Genomic DNA, 23,751 nt, shown 5'->3' with positions numbered 1-23,751 from the left:
GAGACACCAACTGTCGGCGATGTCCTGAGACTCAACACCGGGTTACGACCCCGGCTTGCCGCTCACAGCGGCGAACCGGCGGCAGCCCACCAAGCCTCGTCGATCTCGCCGCGGGCCACGATCTCGGCCGGTCCGGTCAGCGTGGATTCGCCGCGCCCGACCGTGACCGACACCTGCCCGCCCGGGATGTCCACTGTGGACTCGCCAGTGTCCTTGCCCGCGAGGTGCAGCGAGGCGGCCACCGCGGCGACCGTGCCGGTGCCGCAGGCGCGCGTCTCCCCCACGCCGCGCTCGTGGACGCGCATCCGCAGCGCGCCCTCGCCGAGCACGTTGACGAACTCCAGGTTGACCCCGGCCGGGAAGACGTCGTGGTCGAAATCGGGCTGGTCGCGCAGGTCGAGCCCGGCGATGTCGGTGTCGGTGACCGAAACCAGGTGCGGGTTGCCGACGTTCACCGCGACGCCGGAGAACGCCTGCCCGGCCACCATGGTGACCGACGTGCCGGTGATCGCCGCCGGGCCCATCTGCACGGTGACCGAACGGTCCGGGTGCACGACGACCGGCCGGTCGCCCGCCCGGGTGCCGATCACGAACTCGCCGTCCGATTCCAGACCGGCGTCGACCAGGTAGCGCGCGAAAACGCGGGTGCCGTTGCCGCACATCTCGGCGATCGAACCGTCGGCGTTGCGGTAGTCCATGAACCACTCGCCGGCCGATTCTTCGCCGATCGCCTTCGCGCGCACGACGCGCAGCACGCCGTCCGCGCCGAGGCCCCGCTGCCGGTCGCACAGCGCCGCGACGCGCTCCGCCGTGAGGTCGAGGCGGCCGGCCGCGTCAGGCAGCAGCACGAAGTCGTTCTGCGTGCCGTGGCCCTTGAGGAATTCGATGCCGCCCATGCGTCCAGGTTACTGGTCGAGCGCGGCGCGGACCCGCGCGGCCAGGTCCGCCGATCCGCCGTCGAACCACCGGATCCGCTTGTCCCGGCGGAACCACGAACGCTGCCGTCGCACGAACCGGCGGGTGGCCTGCGCGGTCGCCGCCGCGGCTGCCGCGAAGTCGCCTTCGCCGTCCAGTTCGGCCAGCACCTGCTGGTAGCCGAGCGCCCGCGAAGCGGTTTTCCCGTCCCGCAGCCCGCGGCCGAGCAACGCGCGCACCTCGTCCACGAGACCGGCCTCGAACATCCGCTCCACCCGCAGGTCGACGCGCTCGTCCAGCTCGGCGACCTCGCGGTCGATCCCGATCAGCACGGTGTCCCAGCGGGCCGGACCCGGTTTCGGCAGGTTCGCGGAGAACGGCTCGCCGGTGATCTCGATGACCTCCAGCGCCCGCACGATGCGGCGGGTGTTCGTGGGCAGGATCGCCGCCGCCGCGACCGGGTCGCGCTCCCCCAGCCGGGTGTAGAGCGCGGCGGTGCCGAGTTCGGCGGCCTCTTCGTCGAGCCGCGCGCGCACCGCGGGGTCGGTGCCGGGGAAACGGAGATCGTCCAGCACCGCTTGCACGTACAGCCCCGAGCCGCCGGTCAGCACCGGAACCCGGCCCGCGTCGAGAATCCGCTCGATCGTGCTGCGAGCGTCACGCTGATAGGCGGCGACCGACGCGGTCTCGGTCACGTCGAGTACGTCCAGCAGGTGGTGCGGGACCCCTCGCCGTTCCTCCGCGGTCGCTTTGGCGGTGCCGATGTCCATGCCCCGGTAGAGCTGGAGCGCGTCGGCGTTCACCACCTCGCCGTCCAGCGCCAGCGCGAGTTCGACGGCCAGTGCTGTCTTCCCGGTGGCGGTGGGGCCGACGACGGCCACCGGACGGGGCCGTTGAGCTGGGCTGATCACGCCGCAGAACGGTACCCGGCCGGGGCGGGACGCGGGCACGGAGCGTCAAGGAGAAGTAGGATCAACGCTTTCAGGCGGCTCATCCAGTACCACGGCGCGCGCTGAGCTGCTTGAATGCCGCTGGGGCCCCATGCCCCCGGCAGAGCACGACAACAGCGTAACCCGGCCCCGCTCACGCGGCGGGGCGCCCGCAGCCGCGGGCGTACAGGCGATAAGGAGCCTGCGATGGCCCAGGAGAACACGTCCCCCGGCACCCCGGCACCGCACCCGGTGCCGCACGCGCAGGGCGCCGGCCATGCCGCGCCTCCGGTGCCGCCCGCCGAGCCCGCCCCCGCCACCTGGGGCCGGGTCGACGGGGAAGGCACCGTTTACGTCTTCACCGCCGACGGCGAACGCGAGGTCGGGGTCTGGCAGGCAGGCACGCCCGAGGAAGGCCTGCTGCACTACGCGCGCCGCTTCGACGACGTGCGCACCGAGGTCGAACTGCTCGAAACGCGGCTGAACTCCGGAGCGGGCGACCCGAAGCACGCCCTCTCCAGCGCCACCCAGATCCGCGACGGGCTCGGCGAGGCGGCCGTGGTCGGCGACCTGAAGGCGCTCGCCGCGCGGCTCGAGTTCGTGATCGGGCTGGCGGAGAAGGCGCTGGTCAACGTCAAGCACGAGCGAGAGGAAGCCCGGGCGGCGGCCGTGGCGCGCAAGCAGGCGCTGGCCGACGAGGCGGAGAAGATCGCCGCCGAGTCCACCCAGTGGAAGGCCGCGGGCGACCGGCTGCGCGCGATCCTCGACGAGTGGAAGACGGTCAAGGGCGTCGACCGCAAGACCGACGACGAGCTGTGGAAGCGCTTCTCGAAGGCGCGCGAGGCGTTCAACCGCCGCCGCGGCTCGCACTTCGCCGAACTGGACAAGCAGCGGGCCAGCGCGAAGCAGCGCAAGGAAGAGCTGATCGCCGAGGCCGAGGCGCTGTCCGACTCGGACGACTGGGGCGCCACCGCGGGCCGGTACAAGGACCTGATGGCCGAGTGGAAGGCCGCCGGACGCGCGCCCAAGGACAGCGACGAGGCGCTGTGGCAGCGGTTCCGCGCGGCGCAGGACGCGTTCTTCGCCCGCCGCTCGGCCGTGTTCTCCGAGCGCGACGCGGAGTTCGCCGGCAACGCTCAGCGCAAGGAAGAACTGCTGGTCGAGGCCGAGAAGATCGACGTGGCGGCCAACCTCGAGGCGGCCAAGTCGGCGCTGCGCCGGATCCAGGAGCAGTGGGACGAGATCGGCAAGGTCCCGCGCGAGCGCATCCGCGAACTGGACGGGCGGCTCAAGGCGGTGCAGGACGCGGTGAAGTCCGCTGAGGACAGCCGCTGGCGCCGCACCGACCCGGAGGCGCAGGCGCGGGCCGCGCAGTTCCGCGAGCGCGTCGAGCAGTTCGAATCGCAGGCCGCCAAGGCGCGGGCCGCCGGGGACGAGCGGCGGGCGAAGAAGGCCGAGGAGCAGGCCTCCCAGTGGCGGGAATGGATGGAGGCCGCGGAAGCCGCGGTCGCCGATCGCTGATCCGACGACACGAAAAGGGCCGGTACCCGCGGGTACCGGCCCTTTTTCATGCGGTTGGGCTCAGGTGCGCGAGAACGCGGTGCGCATCCACAACGTCGCCAGGACGATCGTCGCGATCCAAGCCACGATCATGCCGATTCCCGGGCCGTCGCCGGCCGCTCCGCTGGCGTGCGCGGACTGCTGCGACCAGATCGCCAGCAGGCCGTCGACCGAGGCGAACCAGCCGCCCGCGGCGCAGCACCACGCGACCCACCAGCGGCGCGACACGAGCGCGACCGCGCCGATGAACACGCCGACGCCGGTGGACGTCACGGCGAACAGCTGCGGAACCCCGCCCGCCTCGCCGGCCAGCGTCTCCCAGCCCGCGCGGCCCTGGGCCCACGGCAGGATCTGCGCCACGAGCAGCACGAACATCAGCACCGAGATGGTGAAGCCGCGCCTGCCCAGCTCCACCGTGCGCGCGGCGCGGCGGCCCGCGTCGTCGATCTCGTCGCTCAGCCTGGGGTCGACCTCGGCCGGCGTTCCCGGTTCGCTCATCCTGCACACCCACTCACCGGGGCCGGCTGCGCCGCCGGGGCTCCGAAGCCCGGCAGTCCCAGGGTGACCCCGCTCGTCTTGGGCCGAAGACCGGCTTCGGCGTTGTCGCCCGCTCGCGTGCGGCGATGCGTCAGGAGGTCGCCGTCCGCGACCAGGTGGTGCGGCGCGCCGTAGCTGATCACCGTCTCCACGACGTCGCCCGGCCGGACCGAACGGTCGACAGCCGGACCGGACGGCGTGAAGTGCACCAGCCGTCCGTCGCGGGCGCGCCCGCTCATCCGGTGCGTCTCCGCGTCCTTGCGCCCCTCGCCCGCGGCGACCAGCAGCTCGACCCGGCGGCCGACCAGCTCGCGGTTCTCTTCCCAGGAGATCTCGTTCTGCAGCTCGACCAGCCGGTCGTAGCGCTCCTGCACGACCTCCTTCGGCAGCTGGTCCGCCATCTCCGCGGCGGGCGTGCCGGGGCGCTTCGAGTACTGGAAGGTGAACGCGCTGGAGAACCGCGCGGCGCGGACGACGTCGAGGGTCGCCTGGAAGTCTTCCTCGGTCTCGCCGGGGAACCCGACGATGATGTCGGTGGTGATGGCGGCGTCCGGCATCTTGGCGCGCACCTCGTCGAGGATGTTCAGGAACCGCGCCGACCGGTACGACCGGCGCATCTCGCGCAGCACCCGGTCCGAACCGGACTGCAGCGGCATGTGCAGCTGGTGGCAGACGTTCGGGGTCTCGGCCATCGCGTCGATCACGTCCGAGGTGAACGCGGCCGGATGCGGCGAGGTGAACCGCACGCGCTCCAGCCCGTCGATCCCGCCGGTCGCGCGCAGCAGCTTGCCGAACGCGAGCCGGTCGCCGAACTCGACGCCGTAGGAGTTCACGTTCTGGCCCAGCAGGGTCACCTCGAGCACGCCCTCGGCGACCAGCGCCTCGACCTCGGCGAGGATCTCGCCGGGACGGCGGTCGCGCTCCTTGCCGCGCAGCGACGGCACGATGCAGAAGGTGCAGGTGTTGTTGCAGCCGACCGAAACCGACACCCAGCTCGCATAGGACGATTCGCGGCGCGCGGGCAGCGTGGACGGGAACGTCTCGAGCGATTCGAGGATCTCGACCTCGGCCTCGGCGTTGTGCCGCGCGCGCTCCAGCAGCGCCGGCAGCGAACCGATGTTGTGCGTCCCGAAGACGACGTCGACCCACGGCGCGCGCTTGACGATGTCGCCGCGGTCCTTCTGCGCGAGACACCCGCCGACGGCGATCTGCATGTCCGGATTGGCGACCTTGTCCGGGCGGAGGTGCCCGAGGGTGCCGTAGAGCTTGTTGTCCGCGTTCTCCCGCACGGCGCAGGTGTTGAACACGACCAGATCCGGCTTCGCCTGCCCGGGAGCGGGGACGTAGCCGGCTTCCTCGAGCTGCCCGGCGAGCCGTTCGGAGTCGTGCACGTTCATCTGGCAGCCGAACGTGCGGATCTGGTACGTTTTCGCGTTCATCGCGCTCCAGCCTAAACCCCGGGTCCCGCGCCGGACCCGGCACCCGGTCGGCGGACGTTATGCGACGCGGTCCGCCACGTATTCCGCTAATCGGGAAATGTGCCGTTGACCGGGAACGGAAATGCGCCGGAACGGTCGTCGGCAAACAATTTTCGCTATTGTTTTCCGCGCCCGCCCGAAGATAAGATCACCGCCATTGTTCCGAATCGGACCGCCGCCGCCCAGGAGGAAATGTGCGCAAGGTTTTCGCCTGCTCAGCGGCAGTTGTCGCGAGCACACTCGCCGTGGTCGCGCCAGTGGCCGCAGCCCCGGCTCCCCTCTCGGTCACCTGGCAGGCCGACCCCGCCGACGGCCCCGGCGCGTTCAACTCGGTCCAGTGCGCCGACGGCCACTTCAAGACCGCGACCGACGCCGCGAAGGGCAAGGTGTGGGTCGCCGAGCAGCTCGCCCAGGAGGAGCGCTGCGAGGCGGTCGGCCCGGATCTAGCCGCGGGCAAGACGTTCTACCTCGGCTGGTCGTCGAAGTACCGGATCACCGACTCCACCAGCCGGTACGTGTTCCAGCTGAAATGCAGCCCGAGCACCGGCACCGCGAACCATCCGATCGTCCTCAAGATTTCCGGCGGCAAACTCCAGCTGGAGGAGTGGACGACCGACCACACCAGCGTCAAGCTGTGGAACGCGCCGGTCTCGAACGACGAGTGGCACGACATCGCGTTCCGGATCTCGACCGACCGCACCCAGGGCACCATCCAGTTCTGGTTCGACGGCAAACGGCAGACGTTCTCCGACGGGTCCACCACCTACACCGGAACCACGATCGACGGAACGCGGAACTACCTGAAGTGGGGCGTCTACCACCAGGCCGACGAGACGGCGACGCAGTGGTTCAGCAAGATCCGGATGGGCGACAGCCTGGCCGACGTCACCGGCTGACCTCTGGCACCATCGCTGCATGCGATGGAGGCTGACGGCGGCGCTGGCAGTGCTCACGGTGCTGCTGAGCGGGTGCGGGCCGAGCTTCGCGAACCTGCACCTGCGCGTCGCGGCCGGGTCGGTGGGCGGCGTCTACCACGATCTGGCCGGGCCGCTGGCGTCGGCGTGGGCGGGCGAACTCGGCATCGAGACGCCCGAGGTGCTCGCCACCCAGGGGTCGCGCGACAACCTCAACCGAGTGCTTTCCGGGGGCGCGGACGTCGCGTTCGTCGCCGCGGACCTGGCCGCGGACGCGGCGGCCGCGCACCCCGGCAAGCTCGCCGCGCTGGCCCGCATCCACGACGACTACCTGCACATCGTCGTCCGCAAGGACTCGCCCTACACCTCGGTCTCCATGCTGCGCGGCCGCCACATCGCGGTCGGCTCCCCGGAGTCGGGCGTCGAATACATCGCCGACCGGGTGCTGCAGGTAGCCGGGCTGAAAGGCGCGGTCTCGGTCAACCAGCTGAGCCTGGAGGACTCGCTCACCGCGCTGGAGAACCGCAAGGTCGACGCGATGTTCTGGTCCGGCGGGCTGCCGACGCCGCTGATCACCGAGTACAACCGCAAGGTCGGGCTGCGGCTGCTCGACATGTCCAACCTGATGCCGGGCATGCAGCGGTTCAGCCCGGTGTACGGCACCGCGACCATCCCCGGCAGCACCTACGACCAGCCCGGCCCGGTCACGACGCTCGTGGTGCCGAACTTCCTGGTCGTGCCCACCTCGATGTCCGCCGACGTCGCCGAAGCGCTCACCAAGGGCCTGTACGACGCCCGCCCGCAGCTCGCGGCGGTCAACCGGGCGGCGCTGTCGATCGACGTGCATCCGGGCATCGAGACCGGACCGCTGCCATTGCATCCCGGCGCGCTGGCGTATTACCGCGCGGAGAAGGTCTAGCGCGCGACCATGATGACGAGGCCCCGGCCGCCGTCACCGCTTCCAGTTGTTCCGCTGGTGTGCCAGCGGAAGCCGCCCTCCGTCGATGGGCGCGATTGGGCTGGCGCGGATGTCGTGAGGGCCACCCTGAGGGAATCAGATTCCCTCAGGGTGGCCCTCACGGACGTCAAACGCGGCCCGCTCCACGCGCGCGTCGCCGTCACGACCCCGACGCAAGGACGTCGACCGTCGTCAGCGCTCCTCGACCGGGAAGTCCATCGCGATCCGCAACCCGCCGCCTTCCGGCAGGGACAGCTGGATCTCCCCGCCGGAATGCCGGACGATCTCGGTCACGATCGCCAGCCCCAGCCCCGATCCGGGGACGTTCTGATGCGCCGTGCTCCGCCAGAACCGGTCGACCGCCCGCTCGAGCTCGTCCTCGCGCAGCCCAGGCCCGTGGTCGCGCACCGAAACCGTCACCCGGTCCTCGGCAACGCTCGCGGCCACCTCGACGGAAGTACCGGAAGGGCTGAACTTGAGCGCGTTGTCCAGCAATGCGTCGAGCACGACCTCCAGCCCCCTCGGCGGCACGAGCACGCGTGCGCCGTCGACGTCCACCGCGCTCTCCAGCGAGACCTCGCGAGCCGCCCCGACCACCGACCAGTCGGCGACGCGATCGGCGATCACCTCGGCGAGGTCTTCGGAAACCAGCTCGCCGCCGGCGGATTCCGCGCGGGCCATGGACAGCAGCTCGTCGAGGATCTGGTTCAGCCGCTTGGCGTCCACCTGCGCCGCTTCGAGATCGGCCGCCGCGGCTTCGTCGGTGACCTGGCCGTCGAGGTTTCCCAGCCGGATCTTCAACGCGGTCAACGGATTGCGCAGCTGATGCGAGGCGTCGGCGACGAACGCGCGCTGCGCGGCCAGCGCTTCCGAGACACTCGCCGCCATCCGGTCGAACGACCGTCCCAGCTGCCGCAGCTCCGGCGGGCCGCCGCTCTCCCCCACCGGCTCCGCTTCCCGGCCGCTGACCACGGACGCGACCAGCGCGCCGGTGGCCTCGTCCAGCCGCCGCACCGGGCGCAGCGTCCAGCGCACCACCGGCAGCGCCACGAGCAGCGCGAGCCCGAACGCGACCAGCGCGCACGCGGCCAGCAGCAGCCACTGCCACAGCAACTGGGTGCGGACGTGATCGGTCGCGGACTCCGTCACCACCGCGCCGCGCACCTCGCCGTCGATGAGGATCGGCTCGGCCAGCACCAGCGGTTTGCTCGCCCACGGCATCAGCAGCGGCCCGGCTTCGGGCGGACGGGCGGCGAGCGCCTCGTTCACCGGCACCCGGATCGCGGTCCGGTCGACGGCGCCGCCCACAGAGCTCAGCACCGGCTCGCCGTCCTGGTTCACCACGACCACTTTCACGCCGTACACCTCGGTGTACCGGCGCAGTTTGGGTTCAAGCAGCCCGAGCTCGTTGTCGAGCAGCGGACGCTGGGCGAGCGAGGCGAACCGCGAGGTGTCGGTGAGCCGGTCGAGGAAGAGCTTCTGCTGGAGGCTGCTCGCGATGCTGAGCGCGAGCGGGATGCCGAGCCCGAACACGAGCAGGGCGACGAGCGTGACGACGATGCCCTGCAGCCGGACGCGCACCGGTCAGTCCCGTCCGTTGCCCAGCCGGTAGCCGACGCCGCGCACCGTCTCGATCAGCGCCGGACGGCCGAGTTTGGTGCGCAGGGTGGCGACATGGACGTCCAGCGAACGGCTCTCGGCCGCGCCGCGGTGCCCCCACACCTCGTTCAGCACCTGTTCGCGCGAGCACACCGCGCCGCCCGCCGCCGCGACCAGCGCGAGCACCTGGAACTCCTTGCGGGACAACGCGATCGGCTCGCCCGCCACCAGCACCTCGTACCGGGCGAGGTCGATCCGGACGTCGCCGACCTCCACCACCGGCACGGACGGCGCGGGCCGTTCGACCCGCCGCCGGCGCACCGCTTCGACGCGCGCGAGCAGCTCCTCCACGTCGTACGGCTTGACCAGGTAGTCGTCGGCGCCGGCGCGCAGGCCGTGCACGCGGTCGTTCACCTCGCCGCGCGCGGACACGACGATCACCGCGACGTCGCTGACCGCGCGGATCTGCCGGCACAGCACCACGCCGTCGACGTCGGGAAGCCCCAGGTCGAGCAGGATCACGTCGACGTCGTGGACCCGGTCGAGCACCCCGGCCCCGGACGGCAGCCGCTGCATGGTGAGCCCGCGGCGGACCAGCGCGGGCACGAGCGCCCCGGCGACCCGGTCGTCGTCTTCCACCAGCAGCACGCGCACGCTTGCTCCTCCCCGGTGATCCAGACCACGGTAGCCGGACTCTAGGGCGCCACGCCCCGCGGACACGGTGCGTGGCGGCCGCCACAGTCCGGACTAGGCTGAACGCCGCCCCGACGGCCGCATCCGATACGTAGTTGAAACCCTAAGTATTGCTCAAGCCGTCTTTACAAGAGATGTCCCGGTAGTAGGTTTCCGCAAGCGTTGCGGAACCCCGGTTCCGCGGACGCCGACGACCAACGGAGCTCTGGAGGCCACGATGACCACCGAGGTGGCGACGCCGATGATCAAGGCGGCCGCCGTGAACAAGTACTTCGGCGAGCTGCACGTGCTGCGCGAGATCACGCTCGAGGTGCCGCGCGGCCAGGTCGTCGTCGTGCTCGGGCCGTCCGGGTCGGGCAAGTCGACGCTGTGCCGCGCGATCAACCGGCTCGAGCCGATCAACTCCGGCGAGATCGCCGTCGACGGCGTGCCGCTGCCCGAGGAGGGCAAGGCGCTCGCCTCGCTGCGCGCCGACGTCGGGATGGTCTTCCAGCAGTTCAACCTGTTCGCGCACAAGACGATCCTCGAGAACGTCATGCTCGCGCCGGTGAAGGTGCGCAAGACCGCGCAGGCCGAGGCCCGCAAGAGCGCGATGGAACTGCTCGAGCGCGTCGGCATCGCGAACCAGGCCGACAAGTACCCCGCCCAGCTGTCCGGCGGCCAGCAGCAGCGCGTCGCGATCGCCCGCGCGCTCGCGATGAAGCCCAAGGTGATGCTGTTCGACGAGCCGACCTCGGCGCTGGACCCGGAAATGGTCCAGGAGGTGCTGGACGTGATGACCGGCCTGGCGAAGGACGGCATGACCATGCTCGTGGTCACCCACGAGATGGGCTTCGCCCGCCGCGCCGCCGACCGGGTCATCTTCATGGCCGACGGCGAGATCGTCGAGGACACGACGCCGGAGGAGTTCTTCACCAAGCCGAAGTCCGACCGCGCGAAGGACTTCCTCGGCAAGATCCTGACCCACTGACCCGTTCGGGGGAATCCCCCGGCGCTCCGCGTCCGGGATGGCTGTAATCGGCCGTACCCGGACCGGTCCCGACGTTCCCGGACAGATGTTTCCCGGACAGATATTGGAGAGACTGACATGAGGATCCGCACCCTCGCGGCCGCTCTGCTCGCCGGCGGGCTGCTGCTCACGGCCTGCGGCAAGGAAGGCACCCCGGCCGGCCCCGGCGGGGACAACAACGCGAGCGCCGCGCCGCTGCCCACCTACGAGGTGGCCAAGGACGTCAAGCTCGACGGCTCGCCGACCTTCACGAAGATCAAGAACGCGGGCACGATCACCATCGGCGTCAAGGACGACCAGCCCGAACTGGGCCAGAAGGACCCGAAGACCGGCAAGTTCCAGGGCTTCGACATCGAGATCGCCCGGATGGTCGCGGCGGGCCTCGGCTTCGGCGAGGACAAGATCAAGTACACGACGGTCGACTCGGGCGCCCGCGAGCAGGCCATCTCCAACGGCCAGGTCGACCTCTACGTCGGCACCTACACCATCAGCGACAAGCGCAAGAAGCTCGTGTCGTTCGCCGGCCCGTACTTCCAGGCCGGGCAGGACCTGCTGGTGCGCAAGGACGACAACTCGATCACCGGCCCGGAGACGCTGAAGGGCAAGAAGGTCTGCTCGGTCACCGGGTCGACCCCGATCCAGCGCGTGCGCGAGCAGAAGCTGACCGACCAGATCGTCGAGTTCCAGAAGTACTCGCAGTGCGTCGAGAAGCTGCAGACGAAGGACGTCGACGCGGTCACCACCGACGACGCGATCCTCAAGGGCTACGCGGCGCAGGACCCGGACACCTTCAAGGTCGTCGGCAAGCCGTTCTCGAAGGAGCCCTACGGCATCGGCCTGAACAAGGACGACAAGGTGCTGCGCGACAAGATCGACGACCTGCTGCAGGCCGCCGAGACCAACGGCACCTGGAAGAAGATCTACGACGCGACCCTCGGCAAGTCCGGCGCGCCCGCGACGCCGCCTGCCATCGAGCGGTACTGATCTGACCCGGCGGCCGGTGGGCGAAGCTTTCGCCCACCGGCCGCGGTACACCCACTATCGGCACACGGACGCGGGGAAGGCTCCATGGACGTCCTGCTCGACAATCTGGACCTCTTCGGTCCGTTCTTTCTCACCACGATCGAACTGTTCCTGATCGCGGGGGCGTGCAGCCTGGTGCTGGGCACGTTCCTCGCGATGCTGCGGGTGAGCCCGGTCCCGGTGCTGCGCGCGATCGGCACGACCTACGTCACCGTCCTGCGCAACACGCCGCTGACGCTGGTGTTCGCGTTCCTCGTGTTCGCCTACCCGCTGCTCGACATCGTCAAGATCGACTACTTCCCGACCGCCGCGGTGGCGCTGACGATCTACACGTCGGCGTTCATCTGCGAGGTCGTGCGCTCGGGCATCAACACGGTGCCGATCGGCCAGGCCGAGGCGGGCCGCGCGCTGGGCCTGTCGTCCGGGCAGATCCTCGGCGGCATCGTCCTGCCGCAGGCGCTGCGGTCGGTCGTCCCGCCGCTCGTCAGCATGCTCATCGCGCTGCTGAAGAACACGACGATCGCCAGCGGGTTCTCGGTCGCCGAGGCCGGCGCGATCCGGCAGTACGTGTCCGAGCGCGGCGACAACCAGATGATCGCGCTGCTGTGGGTGGCACTCGGCTTCATCATCCTCGTGTCGGTGCTGTCGCTGGTGCAGCGCAGCCTGGAGAAGCGCTGGAGCGTGGCCCGATGAGCACGGTTCTTTTCGACACCCCGGGCCCGAAAGCGCGGGTGCGGCACCGGATCTACGCGGTGCTGGGCATCGTCGTGGTCGCGGCGCTGATCGCGTTCATCATCTACCGCTTCGTCGACAGCGGACAGTTCGCCGGACGCAAATGGGAGTGGCTGCAGTACTCCCAGGTGCAGAGCGACCTCGCGAACGCCGTGCTGGCGACCGTGAAGGCCTTCGCACTGGGCGCGGTGCTGGCCATCGTGTTCGGCGCGGTCTTCGCCGCCGGACGGCTGTCCGATCACGCGTGGGTGCGCGGGATCTGCACGTTCGTCGTGGAGTTCTTCCGCGCGATCCCGCTGCTGATCCTGATGTTCCTGTTCTACTACGGCCTCCCGACCCTCGGCGTGGACACGTCGCCGCTGTTCGCGGTGGTGCTCGGCCTGACGCTGTACAACGGCTCGGTGCTGGCGGAGGTCTTCCGCGCAGGCATCCTGTCCCTGCCGAAGGGCCAGAGCGAAGCCGCGTACGCGCTCGGCATGCGCAAGACCCAGGTGATGTTCACGGTTCTGCTGCCGCAGGCGCTGCGCGCGATGCTGCCGACGATCATCAGCCAGCTGGTCGTGCTGCTCAAGGACACCGCGCTCGGCTTCCTCGTGACGTACCCGGAGCTGCTGTACTACGCCCGCTACATCGGCAGCCAGGGCGCCTTCGGCCGCCCGATCGTCCCGTCGACCCTCGTGGCCGCCGCGATCTACATCGCGATGTGCCTGCTGCTGACCGCGCTCGCGACGTACCTGGAGCGGCGCAACCGGCGCAGCAAGAAGCACATCGACACGGACGCCGGCATCGAGCAGGCGGGGCTCACCGCTGCCGCGGGCAGCAACGTGATCGGTGGCGCTGGACCTGGCTGACGGTTCGTTCCGTTTCTCTTGAAACCCCTGGCGCTGCTTTCCTTGCGGCGCCGGGGGTTTCTTGTTTCAGCCGTGCGCTGTCGGGTGCCGCGGCTGGTACAGGGGCAGCACGCTGCCGCCGGGGAGGCGGATCGATGCTCGTGTGCCCCAGGATGCTGTGGTCGCCTCGCTCTCCACTTCGGCTCCCTTTGCGGTTAGCTGCCGGACTGTTTCGTCTAGGTCGTCGCACATCAGGTAGAGCTCTTGGTGCGGCGCTCCTTCGGTTGGGTGCACGGCTAGTTCTGTTGGGGGCAAACGGAAGATGAGCCAGCCTTCGCCTGCGTCTACGTGTCCTAGGTCCAGTACGTCCCTGAGGAACTCTCGGTCTGCTGCTGCGTCTTTGCTGTAGAGGATGACGTGGGCACCGGTGATCATTGTTTCTTGTCCTTCCGGGAAGTCCTTTGACCGCAACGGAAATCGGCCCCGTCGTGGTCGAACCGATCGAGTGATGCCGTCCGGTCGCGGGTGCTGCTAACGTTGATTTTGTTGAAGTAAGTACATCGCATGTGATGTGAGCCCGCGAGCGTTCTCGTGGCGGCCGTCGCGATTCCCTTTCTCTCCCAGTGCGTTGGCCAGCGCATTGGTCAGTGCGATCTTGCCTGCGCGCGGTGAGATCACGCTGCCCGGGAATCGCGACGTTCCGCTCGGGAGCCAGCTGCCAGGAGCAGGCCGTTGGGACCGTCCCGGTGACCCACCATCACGACCAGACTCATCAGCTGCCAGGAGGACTGCCTATTGCCCACCCACAACTGAATACGCCTGAATACGCCTGAATACGCCCGCAGCGCATGCGCGTAGTGGACCGCGTCTGCGAGAGCCCCGGCCAGCGGTCTCCGAACGGGCAAGGCCACTGTCGGCACTGTGTATGCCCGCCGCCTGCGGGAGAGCAAGGCTCCTGTCGGCAACATCGCAGGCCCGCCGCCTGCGAGAGAGCATGCTCGCTGTCGCCAACAGCGTCCGCTCACCCCCCGCGAGAAAGCAAGCCCGCTGTCGACGCCCGCGCCCTGCTCGACGCCTGCGAGCCAGCCTGCCGTCGGCAACTGCAGACACCCGCGGTCGCCGAGGGCACGGAACCGCCGTCCGCAAGAGGGCAAGGCCGCTGCCGTGGCCAAGCAAGCCCGCCACCCGCGAAAGCAGCCCTGGCCTCCCGCGAACGGGACAAGCCCGCAGCCGTCACGCCACCCGGCCCGCACCCGCGAACCCAGCCACCGCGGCAGCGGACGTCACCGATTGCGGCGGAACAGCTTGTCCCCTAGCCAGACAATCGGGTCGTACTTGCGGTCGGCGACGCGTTCCTTCATCGGGATCAGTGCGTTGTCGGTGATGTGGATGCCTTCCGGGCACACCTCAGTGCAGCATTTGGTGATGTTGCAGAACCCGAGCCCGTGCTCGTCCTGGGCGGCGTCGCGGCGGTCGGCGACGTCCAGCGGATGCATCTCCAGTTCGGCGATCCGCATGAGGTAGCGCGGCCCGGCGAAGCTCTCCTTGTTCTCCTCGTGGTCGCGCACGACGTGGCAGGTGTTCTGGCACAGGTAACACTCGATGCACTTGCGGAATTCCTGCGAGCGCTCGACGTCCACCTGCTGCATCCGGTACTCGCCGGGCTTGAGCCCCTCCGGCGGGGTGAAGGACGGGATCTCGCGCGCCTTCGTGTAGTTGAACGACACGTCGGTCACGAGGTCGCGGATCACCGGGAAGGTGCGCATCGGCGTGACCGTCACGATCTCGGCCTCGGTGAACGTCGACATGCGCGTCATGCACATCAGCCGCGGCCTGCCGTTGATCTCCGCCGAGCAGGAGCCGCATTTGCCTGCCTTGCAGTTCCAGCGCACCGCGAGGTCGGCGGCCTGGGTGGCCTGCAGCCGGTGGATGATGTCGAGCACGACCTCGCCCTCGTTCACCTCCACGGTGAAGTCCTGCAGGTCGCCGCCGGTCGCGTCGCCTCGCCACACGCGGAACTTCGCCTGGTAGCTCACGCGGTCCTCCCGGGGTGGGTCTCCAGCTCGCCGTCGGTGAAGTACTTGCCCAGTTCGTCGAGTTCGAACAGCTCGAGCAAGTCCGGCCGCATCGGCACCTGCTCCTCCACCGACACGTCGACGTCCGGCACGAGCGGGTTGTCGCCCGGGCGCGCGGAGCAGACGAGCAGCCGGTGCCGCCATTCCGCGTCCATGGACGGATAGTCGTCGCGGGTGTGGCCGCCGCGGCTTTCGGTGCGGGTCAGCGCCGCGCGGGCGACGCATTCGCTCACCAGCAGCATGTTCCGCAGGTCGAGCGCGAGGTGCCAGCCGGGGTTGAACTGCCGGTGGCCCTCCACCGTCACCTGACCGACCCGGCCGCGGATGTCCGCGAGCTTGTCCAGCGCCTGCCGGATTTCCCCGGCCTTGCGGATGATGCCGACGAGATCGTTCATCGACTGCTGCAGCTCGGTGTGCAGCGTGTACGGATTCTCCGGCGCACCGTCGGCAGGCGGGTTGAACGGCTCGAGCGCCATCACGGCCGCCGCGTCCACATCGGACTGCGAGACCGCGGGCCGGTCCTTGAGTCCGTCCACATAGGACGCCGCGCCCAGTCCGGCCCGCCGGCCGAACACGAGCAGGTCGGACAGCGAGTTGCCGCCGAGCCGGTTCGACCCGTGCATGCCGCCGGAGCACTCCCCCGCCGCGAACAGGCCGGGGACGCTCGCCGCGCCGGTGTCCGGGTCGACCTCCACACCGCCCATCACGTAGTGGCAGGTGGGGCCGACCTCCATGGCCTCCTTGGTGATGTCGACGTCGGCGAGTTCCTTGAACTGGTGGTACATCGAGGGCAGCCGCCGCTGGATCTCCTCGGCGGGCAACCGGCTCGCGATGTCGAGGAACACGCCGCCGTGCGGGGATCCGCGCCCCTCCTTGACCTCGGAGTTGATCGCCCGCGCCACCTCGTCGCGCGGCAGCAGGTCCGGCGTGCGGCGGTTGCTCTCCTGGTCGGTGTACCAGCGGTCGGCCTCGTCCTCGCTGTCCGCGTACTGGCCCTTGAACACCTCGGGCACGTACTCGAACATGAACCGCTTGTCCTCGGAGTTCTTGAGCACCCCTCCGTCGCCGCGCACGCCCTCGGTGACGAGGATGCCCTTGACGCTCGGCGGCCAGACCATCCCGGTCGGGTGGAACTGCACGAACTCCATGTTGATCAGCTTCGCGCCGGCGCGCAGCGCCAGCGCGTGCCCGTCGCCGGTGTACTCCCACGAATTCGACGTCACCTTGAACGATTTGCCGATGCCGCCCGTCGCGAGCACCACCGCGGGCGCCTCGAACAGCACGAACCGGCCGCTCTCGCGCCAGTAGCCGAACGCACCGGCGATCGCGCCGTTGTCCAGCAGCAGTTCGGTGACCGTGCACTCGGCGAAGACCTTGATCCGCGCCTCGTAGTCGCCGTACTTCTTGAAGTCTTCCTGTTGCAGCGAAACGATCTTCTGCTGCATAGTGCGGATCAGCTCGAGCCCGGTCCGGTCGCCGACGTGCGCGAGCCGCGGATACGTGTGCCCGCCGAAGTTGCGCTGGCTGATCCGCCCGTCCGCGGTGCGGTCGAACAGCGCGCCGTACGTCTCGAGTTCCCAGACGCGGTCCGGCGCTTCCCGGGCGTGCAGCTCGGCCATCCGCCAGTTGTTGAGGAATTTCCCGCCGCGCATGGTGTCGCGGAAGTGCACCTGCCAGTTGTCGTTCGAGTTCGCGTTGCCCATCGACGCCGCGCAGCCGCCCTCGGCCATCACCGTGTGCGCTTTGCCGAAAAGGGATTTGCACACCACCGCGACGCTGAAACCGCGTTCGCGCGCTTCGATCACCGCGCGCAGACCGGCGCCGCCGGCACCGATCACCACCACGTCGTAGCTGTGCCGTTCGACCTCGGTCATGGAATAAGCCACCTCACGAGCTGGGGAGAACTGCCTTGCGCTGCTGGATTTCCGGGGGTCAGCCCACGAATCGCAGGTCCGAGATCGCGCCGCTGGACACGAGCATCACGTAGAAGTCGGTCAGCACGAGCGTGCCGAGCGTCGTCCACGCGAGGGCCATGTGCCGGGTGTTGAGCTTCGTGACCTGCGTCCAGATCCAGTACCGGACGGGATGTTTCGAGAAATGCTTGAGCCGCCCGCCGGTGACGTGCCGGCACGAGTGGCAGGACAGCGTGTACGCCCACAGCAGCACGACGTTCAGCACGAGAATCACGTTGCCGAGCCCGAAGCCGAACCCGGTGGGACTCTGGAAGGCGACGATGGCGTCGTAGGTGTTGACGAGCGAAACGACGCACGCGACGTAGAAGAAGTACCGGTGCACGTTCTGCACGATCAGCGGCAGCCGCGTCTCTCCGGTGTAGCGCGCGTGCGGTTCGGCGACCGCGCAGGCCGGCGGGGAAAACCACACCGAGCGGTAGTAGGCCTTGCGGTAGTAGTAGCAGGTCAACCGGAACCCGAGCAGGAACGGCAGCACGAGCACGCCGAGCGGCAGCCAGGACGGCATCTCGCCGAACCAGTGCCCGAAGTGGCTCGAGCCCGGGACGCAGGAAGTGGACACGCAGGGCGAGTAGAACGGCGTCAGGTAGTGGTATTCGGGCACCCAGTAGGCGGTGCGCACGAATGCCCGGACTGTCGCGTAAACGACGAAAGTGGCCAGCCCCAGCACAGTGAGCAGGGGCGACAGCCACCACCGGTCGGTGCGCAGTGTCCGGGCGGCGAGGCGCGCCCGCCCCGGCGCTCGAACACCGGTGCGGGCGCGGCTGACGTCGTTGTCAGCGGGGGCGCTCACCGCTGGTCGCGCTTGTAGCCACCGACACCTTCGTCGTCAGCGCCGCTCCACAGCGCCGGATCGTAGGGAGTATCGGGGACAGGCACGCGTTCGACAGGCTTCGCCTGCGCGGGCACAGCGGGCGGGTGCCCGTCCAGATCGGCGGTGTCGATGTCGAGCCGCTCGACGTCGTTGGCCAGCCGGCGCACCGCGGACGCGTCGCCGTAGCGCGATCGCAATGCGCCCACGCACTGCCGCAACTGGCCGATGGTGCGCCGGAGTTCGGCGATCTCTGTGGTGGACATCGGAAGCCTCCCTGATGGTGGGGCCGGCAGTTCGGGTGACGATCAACGTCGCCAAGTACGACTCTGCCTCGCGCGGTGCACTGTGACAAGTAGCACATTTACCAGAAGGAAGCATCCTGTACCGGTTGACCTGGGGATTTATGACTAGATAGGGGCCGAAAGTGGGGTCTGGGCCGTCTCTGGGCCGTCAGCCGCACACTCAGGCCGCCGACGCGAGGTCGGCCGCTGGACGGAACACACTGTCGATCGCCGCACGAGCCCGGTCGTAACTTGTCTCCATCAGATGGGTATAGACACGGAGCGTGAACGCCTCACTCGAATGCCCGAGATAGGCAGAGAGTTCTTTGATGCTCACCCCACGTGACAGCATCAACGATGCGAACAGATGCCGGAGCGCGTGCATGCCGTCCCGGTCAGCGACATAGGCAAGCCCAGCCGCGACGAACGCGGGCAACCACACGCCCATGTGAAACGACTGGTTCTTGTACGGCACGCCGCTCGGCTTGGTCATGAGCAGATTGACCGTCTCGTACGCCTGCCCGTCCCGCTCGCCCCACGGGAGCGTGACCGCGACGGGCGGGTACTTCTCGATGTAGGCGTCGATCTTCTCCAGCAGCCCGTAGCCGAGCGGGATCTCCCGCACCTTCCGCCCTTTCGGAAGCTTGAACTTCTGCACGCCCTTGATCACCACGAGCTGCCGAGTGCACCGGTAGACCATCTTCTCCCGGTCGATGTTGTCCGGACTGAACGCCAGCACCTCGCCCGGACGCAACCCGAGACCCGCACCGATGACGACCGCTGGCCTGAACCGGTCCTCGATGGCCTTTTCGACGGCATGGACCCTCTTCTCCGGCCAGACCTGAACCTCCTTGGTCGTCGCCTTCGGCCGGGGAATGGTCGCCTTCTTGAGCGGGTTGAGCCGCATCTTCTCGTCAACCACCGCTGCGTCCCAAATGGACAGCACGAGGTCGAACACCTGGCGCTGGTAAGTCCCCGAGAGGTTCCGTTCGCTGTCGTTGAGCCAAGCCAGCCACTTGCGCGCAAGGTCAGAACTCTCGCACGCATCGAGACTGCGGTCGTCCCCGAAGAACGGGAACACGTACTTGTCGAGCTGGGAGGTCATCGTGTTCAACGATGATTCGCCGAGCGGACGACTCTTCAGTACTTGCATGGCATAGGACCGGAATGCTTCCTTGCCCGCGTTCGGATCCCGGTACACCCCCGCGTAAAGCTCGTTCTCAATCTTGGTCTTGAACTCTTTCGCCGCACCGAGCTTCTTGTCCGGGAACGACCGGGACGCCTCCGACTTGTCCGGTTGGGTCCAACGCACCCGGTACCGCGCGCCTTGGCCGTAACGTTTGGTGCGCTCCTGAACCGGCTTGTTCTTGGCATCGAGGACGACCTCACCGGTTTCGGGGTCGATCTTGTCGCTAAACCAACGATCTTGAATGTGCGCCATCAGATTTCCTCCCCCCTATGCAGCAGGCATGGTCTCGGGGCCGTCGAGCCAGCCCCGGACAGCGGCCGGGTCGTAGCGGACGTGTTTTCCCATCCGCCGCCACGGCGGGCCATAGTTCTTGTGCCGCCAGTCCTTGAGCGTGTCCTCCGGAATGCCGAGGTAGGCGGAAAGGTCTTCGGGGCTCCACAAGCCCTCGACGCTGACCAGCCGCACACGCGGGTTGTTGTTCATGTCTCCCCCTCCCCTGGTCAGGCCGCCAGCGCCGGAGTTGCCGAAGTTTCCGGCGGCTCGGGCGGTGATCCGGACGCAGCGAGCCGGGCCGCTTCGTACTCGGCCTTCCAGGCACGGCGCTCGGCGATGGCGCGCATGACGAGCTGGTCCCGGGGTGGACAGTGCGGGTCGCCGGGCTCAACCTTGCGCCACACCTGCTTTTCCGGATCAGGGCGCGATTTCTCGATCCCGACCGCCGCCAGGGCAGACAGCACGAACCCCACGCGGTCGGCCTTGTGGTCGGCCACGGTCTTGCCGGACCACTTGCGCGACACCAGCACTCGACGGCCGGGCAGTCCGAGCGTGGTCCGTCGATGCGCACGCCCCCGGCAGTGCCCCGGAGTCGTTTTTCCGTTGGCCCCCTTGGGGTTGATGCCGTAGAGCAGCCACACCGGGCAGCGCGGCGAACACGGGGTGACCGCCAGCTCCGCGTGCGACCGGTCGTGGTGGTCACGCTGGGCGGCCGTCTCGGCGTCGACCACTTCGCCGGTGGATTTGGTGAGGTATTTGGTCAGGTAGCCGATGTGCCGCCCGGCTTCCTCGGTGCCGCCGAGGATTCCCTTCGAGTGCACCTGTCGCCCGAACCGCACGACGTGCGCCGGTTCCTCCACCGCTTCCACCGCGTCGTCCCACGCCGTCAGCGGCTCCCGGGTGTCGGGGTCCACAAAGGAACGAACATCGGGGTCCCACAAGGGTTTGCGGTCCCCGCCGTAGACCATCTCGTCGTGGTTGGGCCACCACACCTGGTGGTAGGTCGCTTCGGTCACGAGCCGGATGACCTCGTGCGAGATCGCTCCCCGCAACGCGGTATGCAGGTGTGGTGCGGCGCGTTTCTGAGGTTCCACGGTCGCGAAGTACTGCACGTCGAACCCGACGACCCGGCGGAGGTTCTGCCACCACCGGTCCACCAGCGCGGCGAAGTGCACCGCGTCCCGAGCCGCCCGCCGGTAGTCGTACGACGCGGGGTCGACCGGGGAACCGTCCGGACGCACGCGGCCGTAGGTGTCGCAGGTGAGCGTGACGAACATCGAGGGCCGGAACCGCCCGGCGAACTCCCGCCCCACGGTGGTTTTGGCGACCTTCTTGCGGGGCAGGTTCGGTGCGTCCTGCCGCCGACGCGTGGACCGCTTCACCGGCTTCTTGGTGGATGCGTCGGGGGATGGAAGCCGCCCCGTCATGCCCGATTCCCGCAGCTCCGCGTCCACGGTGGACACTTCGGCGCGCAGTTCCTCGGCCTCCGGTTCGTTCCCGGCCTCGATGGCTTCCCGGTAGTGCGCGGCCAGATCTGCCCGGCAGGTCAGCAGCTCCCGTTGCGTCTCGGTCGGTTCCGCGCGGGTGATCACGGGTTCTTCGGTCAGGTGCCAGCCTTCCCGGCACTGGGCCTGCCGCAGGGCCTTGGCCTTGCGGGCACAGGGCAGGCACACCGATTCCACCGTGGAGCCGCACGGCACCGGGACGTAGCGCAGCTCCCCGGTGTCGGTGTCGGCGACCTCCATCGTGAAGGGCCGCACGCACACCCCGTGCTGTTCGGCGGTCGCCTTCACCACGTCGGCCGCGAGGGCACCGCGGATTTTCTGCCGCGATCCGCTTGCCGGCATGGGCTGACCAGCGGTTTCGCCGCTAGCCGCGGAGCTGGACCATGCAGGCCCCGCAAGCTTGGCCGGCATTCCCTGACCAGCATGTTTCTGTTCGGAGGGGGTCATCAGGCCGCCTCCTCTCCGGCCCGCGCCCACTGCCGTAGCAGCCAGACCGGCATCTCCTGATCCGTCTGCACAGGCAGGTCAGGGAACGTCGCCGGGTCGAACGGCACGTAGCCCCAGACGTAGACCGGGATGCCGTACGGGGTGCGACCAGTGAGCGCCAGGCGCACCCGCGTCCCGCCCGGAGTCCGCCACAAACCGACTCGCGGCCCGTCGAGGGTGGCCGACCAGGTGGCCAGCCCGGAGACGACACCGGGCAGGGTGTCGGTGTCCAGGGCGACATTGACCGGCGAGGACCAGGCGGTCACTTCCACCGAACAGGCCGGGGGCAGCGCAAACGAGTCGAGGTGGTCGCGGATCGCGTCGAGGAAGACCATCAGCCGGTTCATGCAGCCCCCTTCCCGTTGCTGTCACAGCGGTTCTGGGCGAGGTCGATCACCTGTGCCCCGCCGTTAGTGACGTAGTTCTCCAGCGCCTTGACCGTCGCGTCAGAGACCCACCCGGCGCGGACGCGCAGGGGTTCGCGGATGCCCTCGCCCCACACGTAGCCGACACCCGGGGTGGATTCGGGGATGCGGTTGGCCCATGCCCCGCGCTCGTACGCGCCGTCGCCGAGCACCATGGACACCTGAGATTTCGAGGTCACGCGCAGGCAGACGCGGCGGGTGAACAGCTCCCGCACCGGAACGGTTTCCTTCGTCGGGTCCTGCACGTAGCCGCGCACCGAGATCAGCGCCGCCCGTCCCTGGGTGTTGAGCACCGAGACGTGTTCGGTGATCGCGTCGCGGGTCTTGCGGTCGGTGTAGCGGGTCAGCGCCGCCAACTCGTCGAACTCCAGCAGCTCAAGCGGAAACTCTTGTGAGAGCGGCACTTCCCGGGTCTGTCCGGCGAACGCTCGCTTGCGGCGCTCCAACTCGTCCCGCAGCGCCTCCAGCACTTCCAACGCCTCTTTGCCCGAGACTGCGTACCGGCAGAAGATCCCGCGCCCGTACGCGAGTTCCATGCCCTTGGGGTCCACGCCGGACACCCGCACCAGCCCCGAGCGAATCGCCGGAGCAGCCGACACCAGCGGCGACCACATCACCGAGTTCTTCCCCGCACCCGACGCACCCGCCACGAGGGTGTGCGCACCTCCGCCGAGCAACGGCAGCCGCCAGGCCGTCCCGTATTCCGTGGAACCGGCGAACACCCGCCGCAAGTCCACCGCCGACGCCTCGGCCACGTCCGGCAGCGGCAGGCAGGACACAGCGGAGGCCAGCAGGTCCCGGCGCATGAAGTCCACGGAGACGACATCCGGCGAGATCTCCCGCACCTGCACCCGCGTGACCCGCCGAGCCGTCGCCAGCGCCCGGGTGGCCTCGCCGACGTCCTCCGGGGTCTGGCCCGGCACGAGCCGCACCCGCACCTCGTCCCACGAGGGGCCGGAACGAACCTCCAGCACGCGCGGGAAGGCCACACCCGCGTCGCGCCGAGATTGGGCCGTCACTTCGCGCTTGCGTCGCCGCGAGACGAGGTTCACGGTCACGTCCACCGGGATCGCTTCGTCTCGCACCGTCAGGCCGCAGGCATGCAGCCAGCCCGGGAGCTTGCGCCCGTAGACAGCCCAGCGCAGCCACCAGCCACGCACCCAGCGACCGCACCACTGCTCGAATCCCACCGGCCAGCCCAGCCGCCACACGAGCGCTACCAGGCCGACCGAGCCTGCCGTGATCGCCAGCGAAGGCCAGCCGAGCCAGTGCCACCACACGCCGAGAGCGAGCACGGCGAGGCAGGTGCGCCAGTGCGTGGCCAGTTGCCGAACAATCCAGCCACCTACCCGCACGAGGCCCCACAGGGCCAGACCGAGGAACGCCAATGCGGCCAGGGTTTCCGCTATCGCGGCGAAGGCGCGGCCGAGTTTGGCCAGCACCCACACCACCACCGCCAGGCCCGCACCGCCGATCAACACCGTCGCCGCGTTCATCGACGCTCACCGCCCTCAACCGCGGTGAGGTCGAGCGGCAACATTCCTTGACATGCCGCG

The 23,751-nt window shown here is 69.1% G+C and carries 23 protein-coding genes; 7 read left to right on the top strand and 16 right to left on the bottom strand.

Annotation, left to right across the window (positions count from 1 at the left end; translation table 11 throughout):
* Positions 1 to 62 precede the first annotated feature (62 nt).
* Positions 63 to 896 carry a diaminopimelate epimerase gene (dapF, locus tag EIZ45_RS24280; protein ID WP_134665935.1) on the bottom strand — a complete coding sequence of 278 codons (834 nt, stop codon included), beginning with the start codon at positions 894 to 896 and terminating at the stop codon, positions 63 to 65.
* A 9-nt stretch (positions 897 to 905) separates the two neighbouring features.
* Positions 906 to 1,826, bottom strand: a complete 921-nt coding sequence (gene miaA, locus EIZ45_RS24275) for a tRNA (adenosine(37)-N6)-dimethylallyltransferase MiaA (protein ID WP_167756538.1) — start codon at positions 1,824 to 1,826, stop codon at positions 906 to 908.
* Between the two features lie 225 nt (positions 1,827 to 2,051).
* Between miaA and EIZ45_RS24270 the strand changes: the two genes are divergently transcribed.
* Positions 2,052 to 3,365: a DUF349 domain-containing protein gene (locus tag EIZ45_RS24270; RefSeq protein ID WP_037809767.1), complete on the top strand. Its 1,314-nt coding sequence runs from the start codon at positions 2,052 to 2,054 to the stop codon at positions 3,363 to 3,365.
* Between the two features lie 60 nt (positions 3,366 to 3,425).
* On the opposite strand, the gene EIZ45_RS24265 is transcribed toward EIZ45_RS24270, so the two are convergent.
* Together EIZ45_RS24265 and miaB are read right to left on the bottom strand one after the other, a co-directional pair.
* On the bottom strand, positions 3,426 to 3,902 hold the full coding sequence (locus tag EIZ45_RS24265) for a hypothetical protein (protein ID WP_134665933.1): 477 nt from the start codon (positions 3,900 to 3,902) through the stop codon (positions 3,426 to 3,428).
* The gene (gene miaB / locus EIZ45_RS24260; protein ID WP_134665931.1) at positions 3,899 to 5,380 is read right to left on the bottom strand and encodes a tRNA (N6-isopentenyl adenosine(37)-C2)-methylthiotransferase MiaB; all 1,482 of its coding nucleotides are present in this window, start codon (positions 5,378 to 5,380) and stop codon (positions 3,899 to 3,901) included. Before miaB ends, EIZ45_RS24265 begins: the two co-directional genes overlap by 4 nt.
* A gap of 233 nt (positions 5,381 to 5,613) precedes the next feature.
* Between miaB and EIZ45_RS24255 the strand changes: the two genes are divergently transcribed.
* Positions 5,614 to 6,315: a heparin lyase I family protein gene (locus EIZ45_RS24255; protein WP_134665929.1), complete on the top strand. Its 702-nt coding sequence runs from the start codon at positions 5,614 to 5,616 to the stop codon at positions 6,313 to 6,315.
* A 19-nt stretch (positions 6,316 to 6,334) separates the two neighbouring features.
* Positions 6,335 to 7,252 (top strand): TAXI family TRAP transporter solute-binding subunit, encoded by a 918-nt coding sequence (locus EIZ45_RS24250; RefSeq protein WP_037809759.1) that lies wholly within the window; start codon positions 6,335 to 6,337, stop codon positions 7,250 to 7,252.
* A 231-nt stretch (positions 7,253 to 7,483) separates the two neighbouring features.
* On the opposite strand, the gene EIZ45_RS24245 is transcribed toward EIZ45_RS24250, so the two are convergent.
* Together EIZ45_RS24245 and EIZ45_RS24240 are read right to left on the bottom strand one after the other, a co-directional pair.
* Entirely contained in the window at positions 7,484 to 8,872 is a 1,389-nt protein-coding gene (locus tag EIZ45_RS24245; RefSeq protein ID WP_134665927.1) for a HAMP domain-containing sensor histidine kinase, read from the bottom strand.
* Positions 8,873 to 8,875: 3 nt separating this feature from the next.
* Positions 8,876 to 9,544 carry a response regulator transcription factor gene (locus tag EIZ45_RS24240; protein WP_037809755.1) on the bottom strand — a complete coding sequence of 223 codons (669 nt, stop codon included), beginning with the start codon at positions 9,542 to 9,544 and terminating at the stop codon, positions 8,876 to 8,878.
* Positions 9,545 to 9,824: 280 nt separating this feature from the next.
* Between EIZ45_RS24240 and EIZ45_RS24235 the strand changes: the two genes are divergently transcribed.
* The 4 genes from EIZ45_RS24235 (at position 9,825) to EIZ45_RS24220 (ending at position 13,198) form a co-directional block, all read left to right on the top strand.
* Complete coding sequence (locus EIZ45_RS24235) at positions 9,825 to 10,553, top strand: amino acid ABC transporter ATP-binding protein (RefSeq protein WP_200864229.1); 729 nt, start codon at positions 9,825 to 9,827, stop codon at positions 10,551 to 10,553.
* A 117-nt stretch (positions 10,554 to 10,670) separates the two neighbouring features.
* Positions 10,671 to 11,576, top strand: coding sequence for a glutamate ABC transporter substrate-binding protein (locus EIZ45_RS24230; RefSeq protein WP_134665925.1), 906 nt, complete (start codon positions 10,671 to 10,673; stop codon positions 11,574 to 11,576).
* Between the two features lie 84 nt (positions 11,577 to 11,660).
* Complete coding sequence (locus EIZ45_RS24225; protein ID WP_134665923.1) at positions 11,661 to 12,308, top strand: amino acid ABC transporter permease; 648 nt, start codon at positions 11,661 to 11,663, stop codon at positions 12,306 to 12,308.
* Positions 12,305 to 13,198, top strand: coding sequence for an amino acid ABC transporter permease (locus tag EIZ45_RS24220; RefSeq protein ID WP_037809750.1), 894 nt, complete (start codon positions 12,305 to 12,307; stop codon positions 13,196 to 13,198). The genes EIZ45_RS24225 and EIZ45_RS24220 overlap by 4 nt, the downstream gene beginning before the upstream one ends.
* 66 nt (positions 13,199 to 13,264) lie before the next feature.
* Here EIZ45_RS24220 and EIZ45_RS47650 read toward each other — a convergent pair whose 3' ends face one another.
* From EIZ45_RS47650 to EIZ45_RS24170, 10 genes are all read right to left on the bottom strand, one after another.
* On the bottom strand, positions 13,265 to 13,612 hold the full coding sequence (locus tag EIZ45_RS47650; RefSeq protein ID WP_134665921.1) for a VOC family protein: 348 nt from the start codon (positions 13,610 to 13,612) through the stop codon (positions 13,265 to 13,267).
* Positions 13,613 to 14,460: 848 nt separating this feature from the next.
* The gene (locus tag EIZ45_RS24210) at positions 14,461 to 15,213 is read right to left on the bottom strand and encodes a succinate dehydrogenase/fumarate reductase iron-sulfur subunit (protein WP_037809745.1); all 753 of its coding nucleotides are present in this window, start codon (positions 15,211 to 15,213) and stop codon (positions 14,461 to 14,463) included.
* The gene (locus tag EIZ45_RS24205) at positions 15,210 to 17,126 is read right to left on the bottom strand and encodes a fumarate reductase/succinate dehydrogenase flavoprotein subunit (protein ID WP_134665919.1); all 1,917 of its coding nucleotides are present in this window, start codon (positions 17,124 to 17,126) and stop codon (positions 15,210 to 15,212) included. The genes EIZ45_RS24210 and EIZ45_RS24205 overlap by 4 nt, the downstream gene beginning before the upstream one ends.
* 58 nt (positions 17,127 to 17,184) lie before the next feature.
* On the bottom strand, positions 17,185 to 18,015 hold the full coding sequence (locus EIZ45_RS24200) for a hypothetical protein (RefSeq protein ID WP_134665917.1): 831 nt from the start codon (positions 18,013 to 18,015) through the stop codon (positions 17,185 to 17,187).
* The gene (locus EIZ45_RS24195; RefSeq protein ID WP_037809740.1) at positions 18,012 to 18,299 is read right to left on the bottom strand and encodes a hypothetical protein; all 288 of its coding nucleotides are present in this window, start codon (positions 18,297 to 18,299) and stop codon (positions 18,012 to 18,014) included. Before EIZ45_RS24195 ends, EIZ45_RS24200 begins: the two co-directional genes overlap by 4 nt.
* Positions 18,300 to 18,498: 199 nt before the next feature.
* Entirely contained in the window at positions 18,499 to 19,758 is a 1,260-nt protein-coding gene (locus EIZ45_RS24190; protein ID WP_134665914.1) for a site-specific integrase, read from the bottom strand.
* A gap of 15 nt (positions 19,759 to 19,773) precedes the next feature.
* Positions 19,774 to 19,989, bottom strand: a complete 216-nt coding sequence (locus tag EIZ45_RS24185) for a helix-turn-helix domain-containing protein (RefSeq protein WP_134665912.1) — start codon at positions 19,987 to 19,989, stop codon at positions 19,774 to 19,776.
* A 17-nt stretch (positions 19,990 to 20,006) separates the two neighbouring features.
* The gene (locus EIZ45_RS24180; RefSeq protein ID WP_134665910.1) at positions 20,007 to 21,626 is read right to left on the bottom strand and encodes a replication initiator; all 1,620 of its coding nucleotides are present in this window, start codon (positions 21,624 to 21,626) and stop codon (positions 20,007 to 20,009) included.
* 104 nt (positions 21,627 to 21,730) lie between these two features.
* A complete protein-coding gene (locus tag EIZ45_RS24175) occupies positions 21,731 to 22,117 on the bottom strand; it encodes a hypothetical protein (RefSeq protein ID WP_134665908.1) in 387 nt (128 codons plus the stop codon).
* On the bottom strand, positions 22,114 to 23,691 hold the full coding sequence (locus EIZ45_RS24170; RefSeq protein WP_134665906.1) for an FtsK/SpoIIIE domain-containing protein: 1,578 nt from the start codon (positions 23,689 to 23,691) through the stop codon (positions 22,114 to 22,116). The genes EIZ45_RS24175 and EIZ45_RS24170 overlap by 4 nt, the downstream gene beginning before the upstream one ends.
* Between the last annotated feature and the right edge of the window lie 60 nt (positions 23,692 to 23,751).

The organism is Amycolatopsis sp. CFH S0740, assembly GCF_004522315.1.
Taxonomy (GTDB): domain Bacteria; phylum Actinomycetota; class Actinomycetes; order Mycobacteriales; family Pseudonocardiaceae; genus Amycolatopsis; species Amycolatopsis nivea.
This window is presented reverse-complemented; position numbering and strand designations above follow the sequence as displayed.

What these genes read in the sequence shown, in the direction of transcription:
- dapF (WP_134665935.1), bottom strand. Translation starts at nt 896, where the DNA reads ATGGGCGGCATCGAATTCCTCAAGGGCCACGGCACGCAGAACGACTTC.
- EIZ45_RS24190 (WP_134665914.1), bottom strand. Translation starts at nt 19,758, where the DNA reads ATGGCGCACATTCAAGATCGTTGGTTTAGCGACAAGATCGACCCCGAA.
- EIZ45_RS24265 (WP_134665933.1), bottom strand. Translation starts at nt 3,902, where the DNA reads ATGAGCGAACCGGGAACGCCGGCCGAGGTCGACCCCAGGCTGAGCGAC.
- EIZ45_RS24175 (WP_134665908.1), bottom strand. Translation starts at nt 22,117, where the DNA reads ATGAACCGGCTGATGGTCTTCCTCGACGCGATCCGCGACCACCTCGAC.
- EIZ45_RS24225 (WP_134665923.1), top strand. Translation starts at nt 11,661, where the DNA reads ATGGACGTCCTGCTCGACAATCTGGACCTCTTCGGTCCGTTCTTTCTC.
- EIZ45_RS24250 (WP_037809759.1), top strand. Translation starts at nt 6,335, where the DNA reads ATGCGATGGAGGCTGACGGCGGCGCTGGCAGTGCTCACGGTGCTGCTG.
- EIZ45_RS24270 (WP_037809767.1), top strand. Translation starts at nt 2,052, where the DNA reads ATGGCCCAGGAGAACACGTCCCCCGGCACCCCGGCACCGCACCCGGTG.
- EIZ45_RS24195 (WP_037809740.1), bottom strand. Translation starts at nt 18,299, where the DNA reads ATGTCCACCACAGAGATCGCCGAACTCCGGCGCACCATCGGCCAGTTG.
- EIZ45_RS47650 (WP_134665921.1), bottom strand. Translation starts at nt 13,612, where the DNA reads ATGATCACCGGTGCCCACGTCATCCTCTACAGCAAAGACGCAGCAGCA.
- EIZ45_RS24235 (WP_200864229.1), top strand. Translation starts at nt 9,825, where the DNA reads ATGATCAAGGCGGCCGCCGTGAACAAGTACTTCGGCGAGCTGCACGTG.
- EIZ45_RS24185 (WP_134665912.1), bottom strand. Translation starts at nt 19,989, where the DNA reads ATGAACAACAACCCGCGTGTGCGGCTGGTCAGCGTCGAGGGCTTGTGG.
- EIZ45_RS24170 (WP_134665906.1), bottom strand. Translation starts at nt 23,691, where the DNA reads ATGAACGCGGCGACGGTGTTGATCGGCGGTGCGGGCCTGGCGGTGGTG.
- EIZ45_RS24205 (WP_134665919.1), bottom strand. Translation starts at nt 17,126, where the DNA reads ATGACCGAGGTCGAACGGCACAGCTACGACGTGGTGGTGATCGGTGCC.
- EIZ45_RS24230 (WP_134665925.1), top strand. Translation starts at nt 10,671, where the DNA reads ATGAGGATCCGCACCCTCGCGGCCGCTCTGCTCGCCGGCGGGCTGCTG.
- EIZ45_RS24220 (WP_037809750.1), top strand. Translation starts at nt 12,305, where the DNA reads ATGAGCACGGTTCTTTTCGACACCCCGGGCCCGAAAGCGCGGGTGCGG.
- miaB (WP_134665931.1), bottom strand. Translation starts at nt 5,380, where the DNA reads ATGAACGCGAAAACGTACCAGATCCGCACGTTCGGCTGCCAGATGAAC.
- EIZ45_RS24180 (WP_134665910.1), bottom strand. Translation starts at nt 21,626, where the DNA reads ATGCCGGCAAGCGGATCGCGGCAGAAAATCCGCGGTGCCCTCGCGGCC.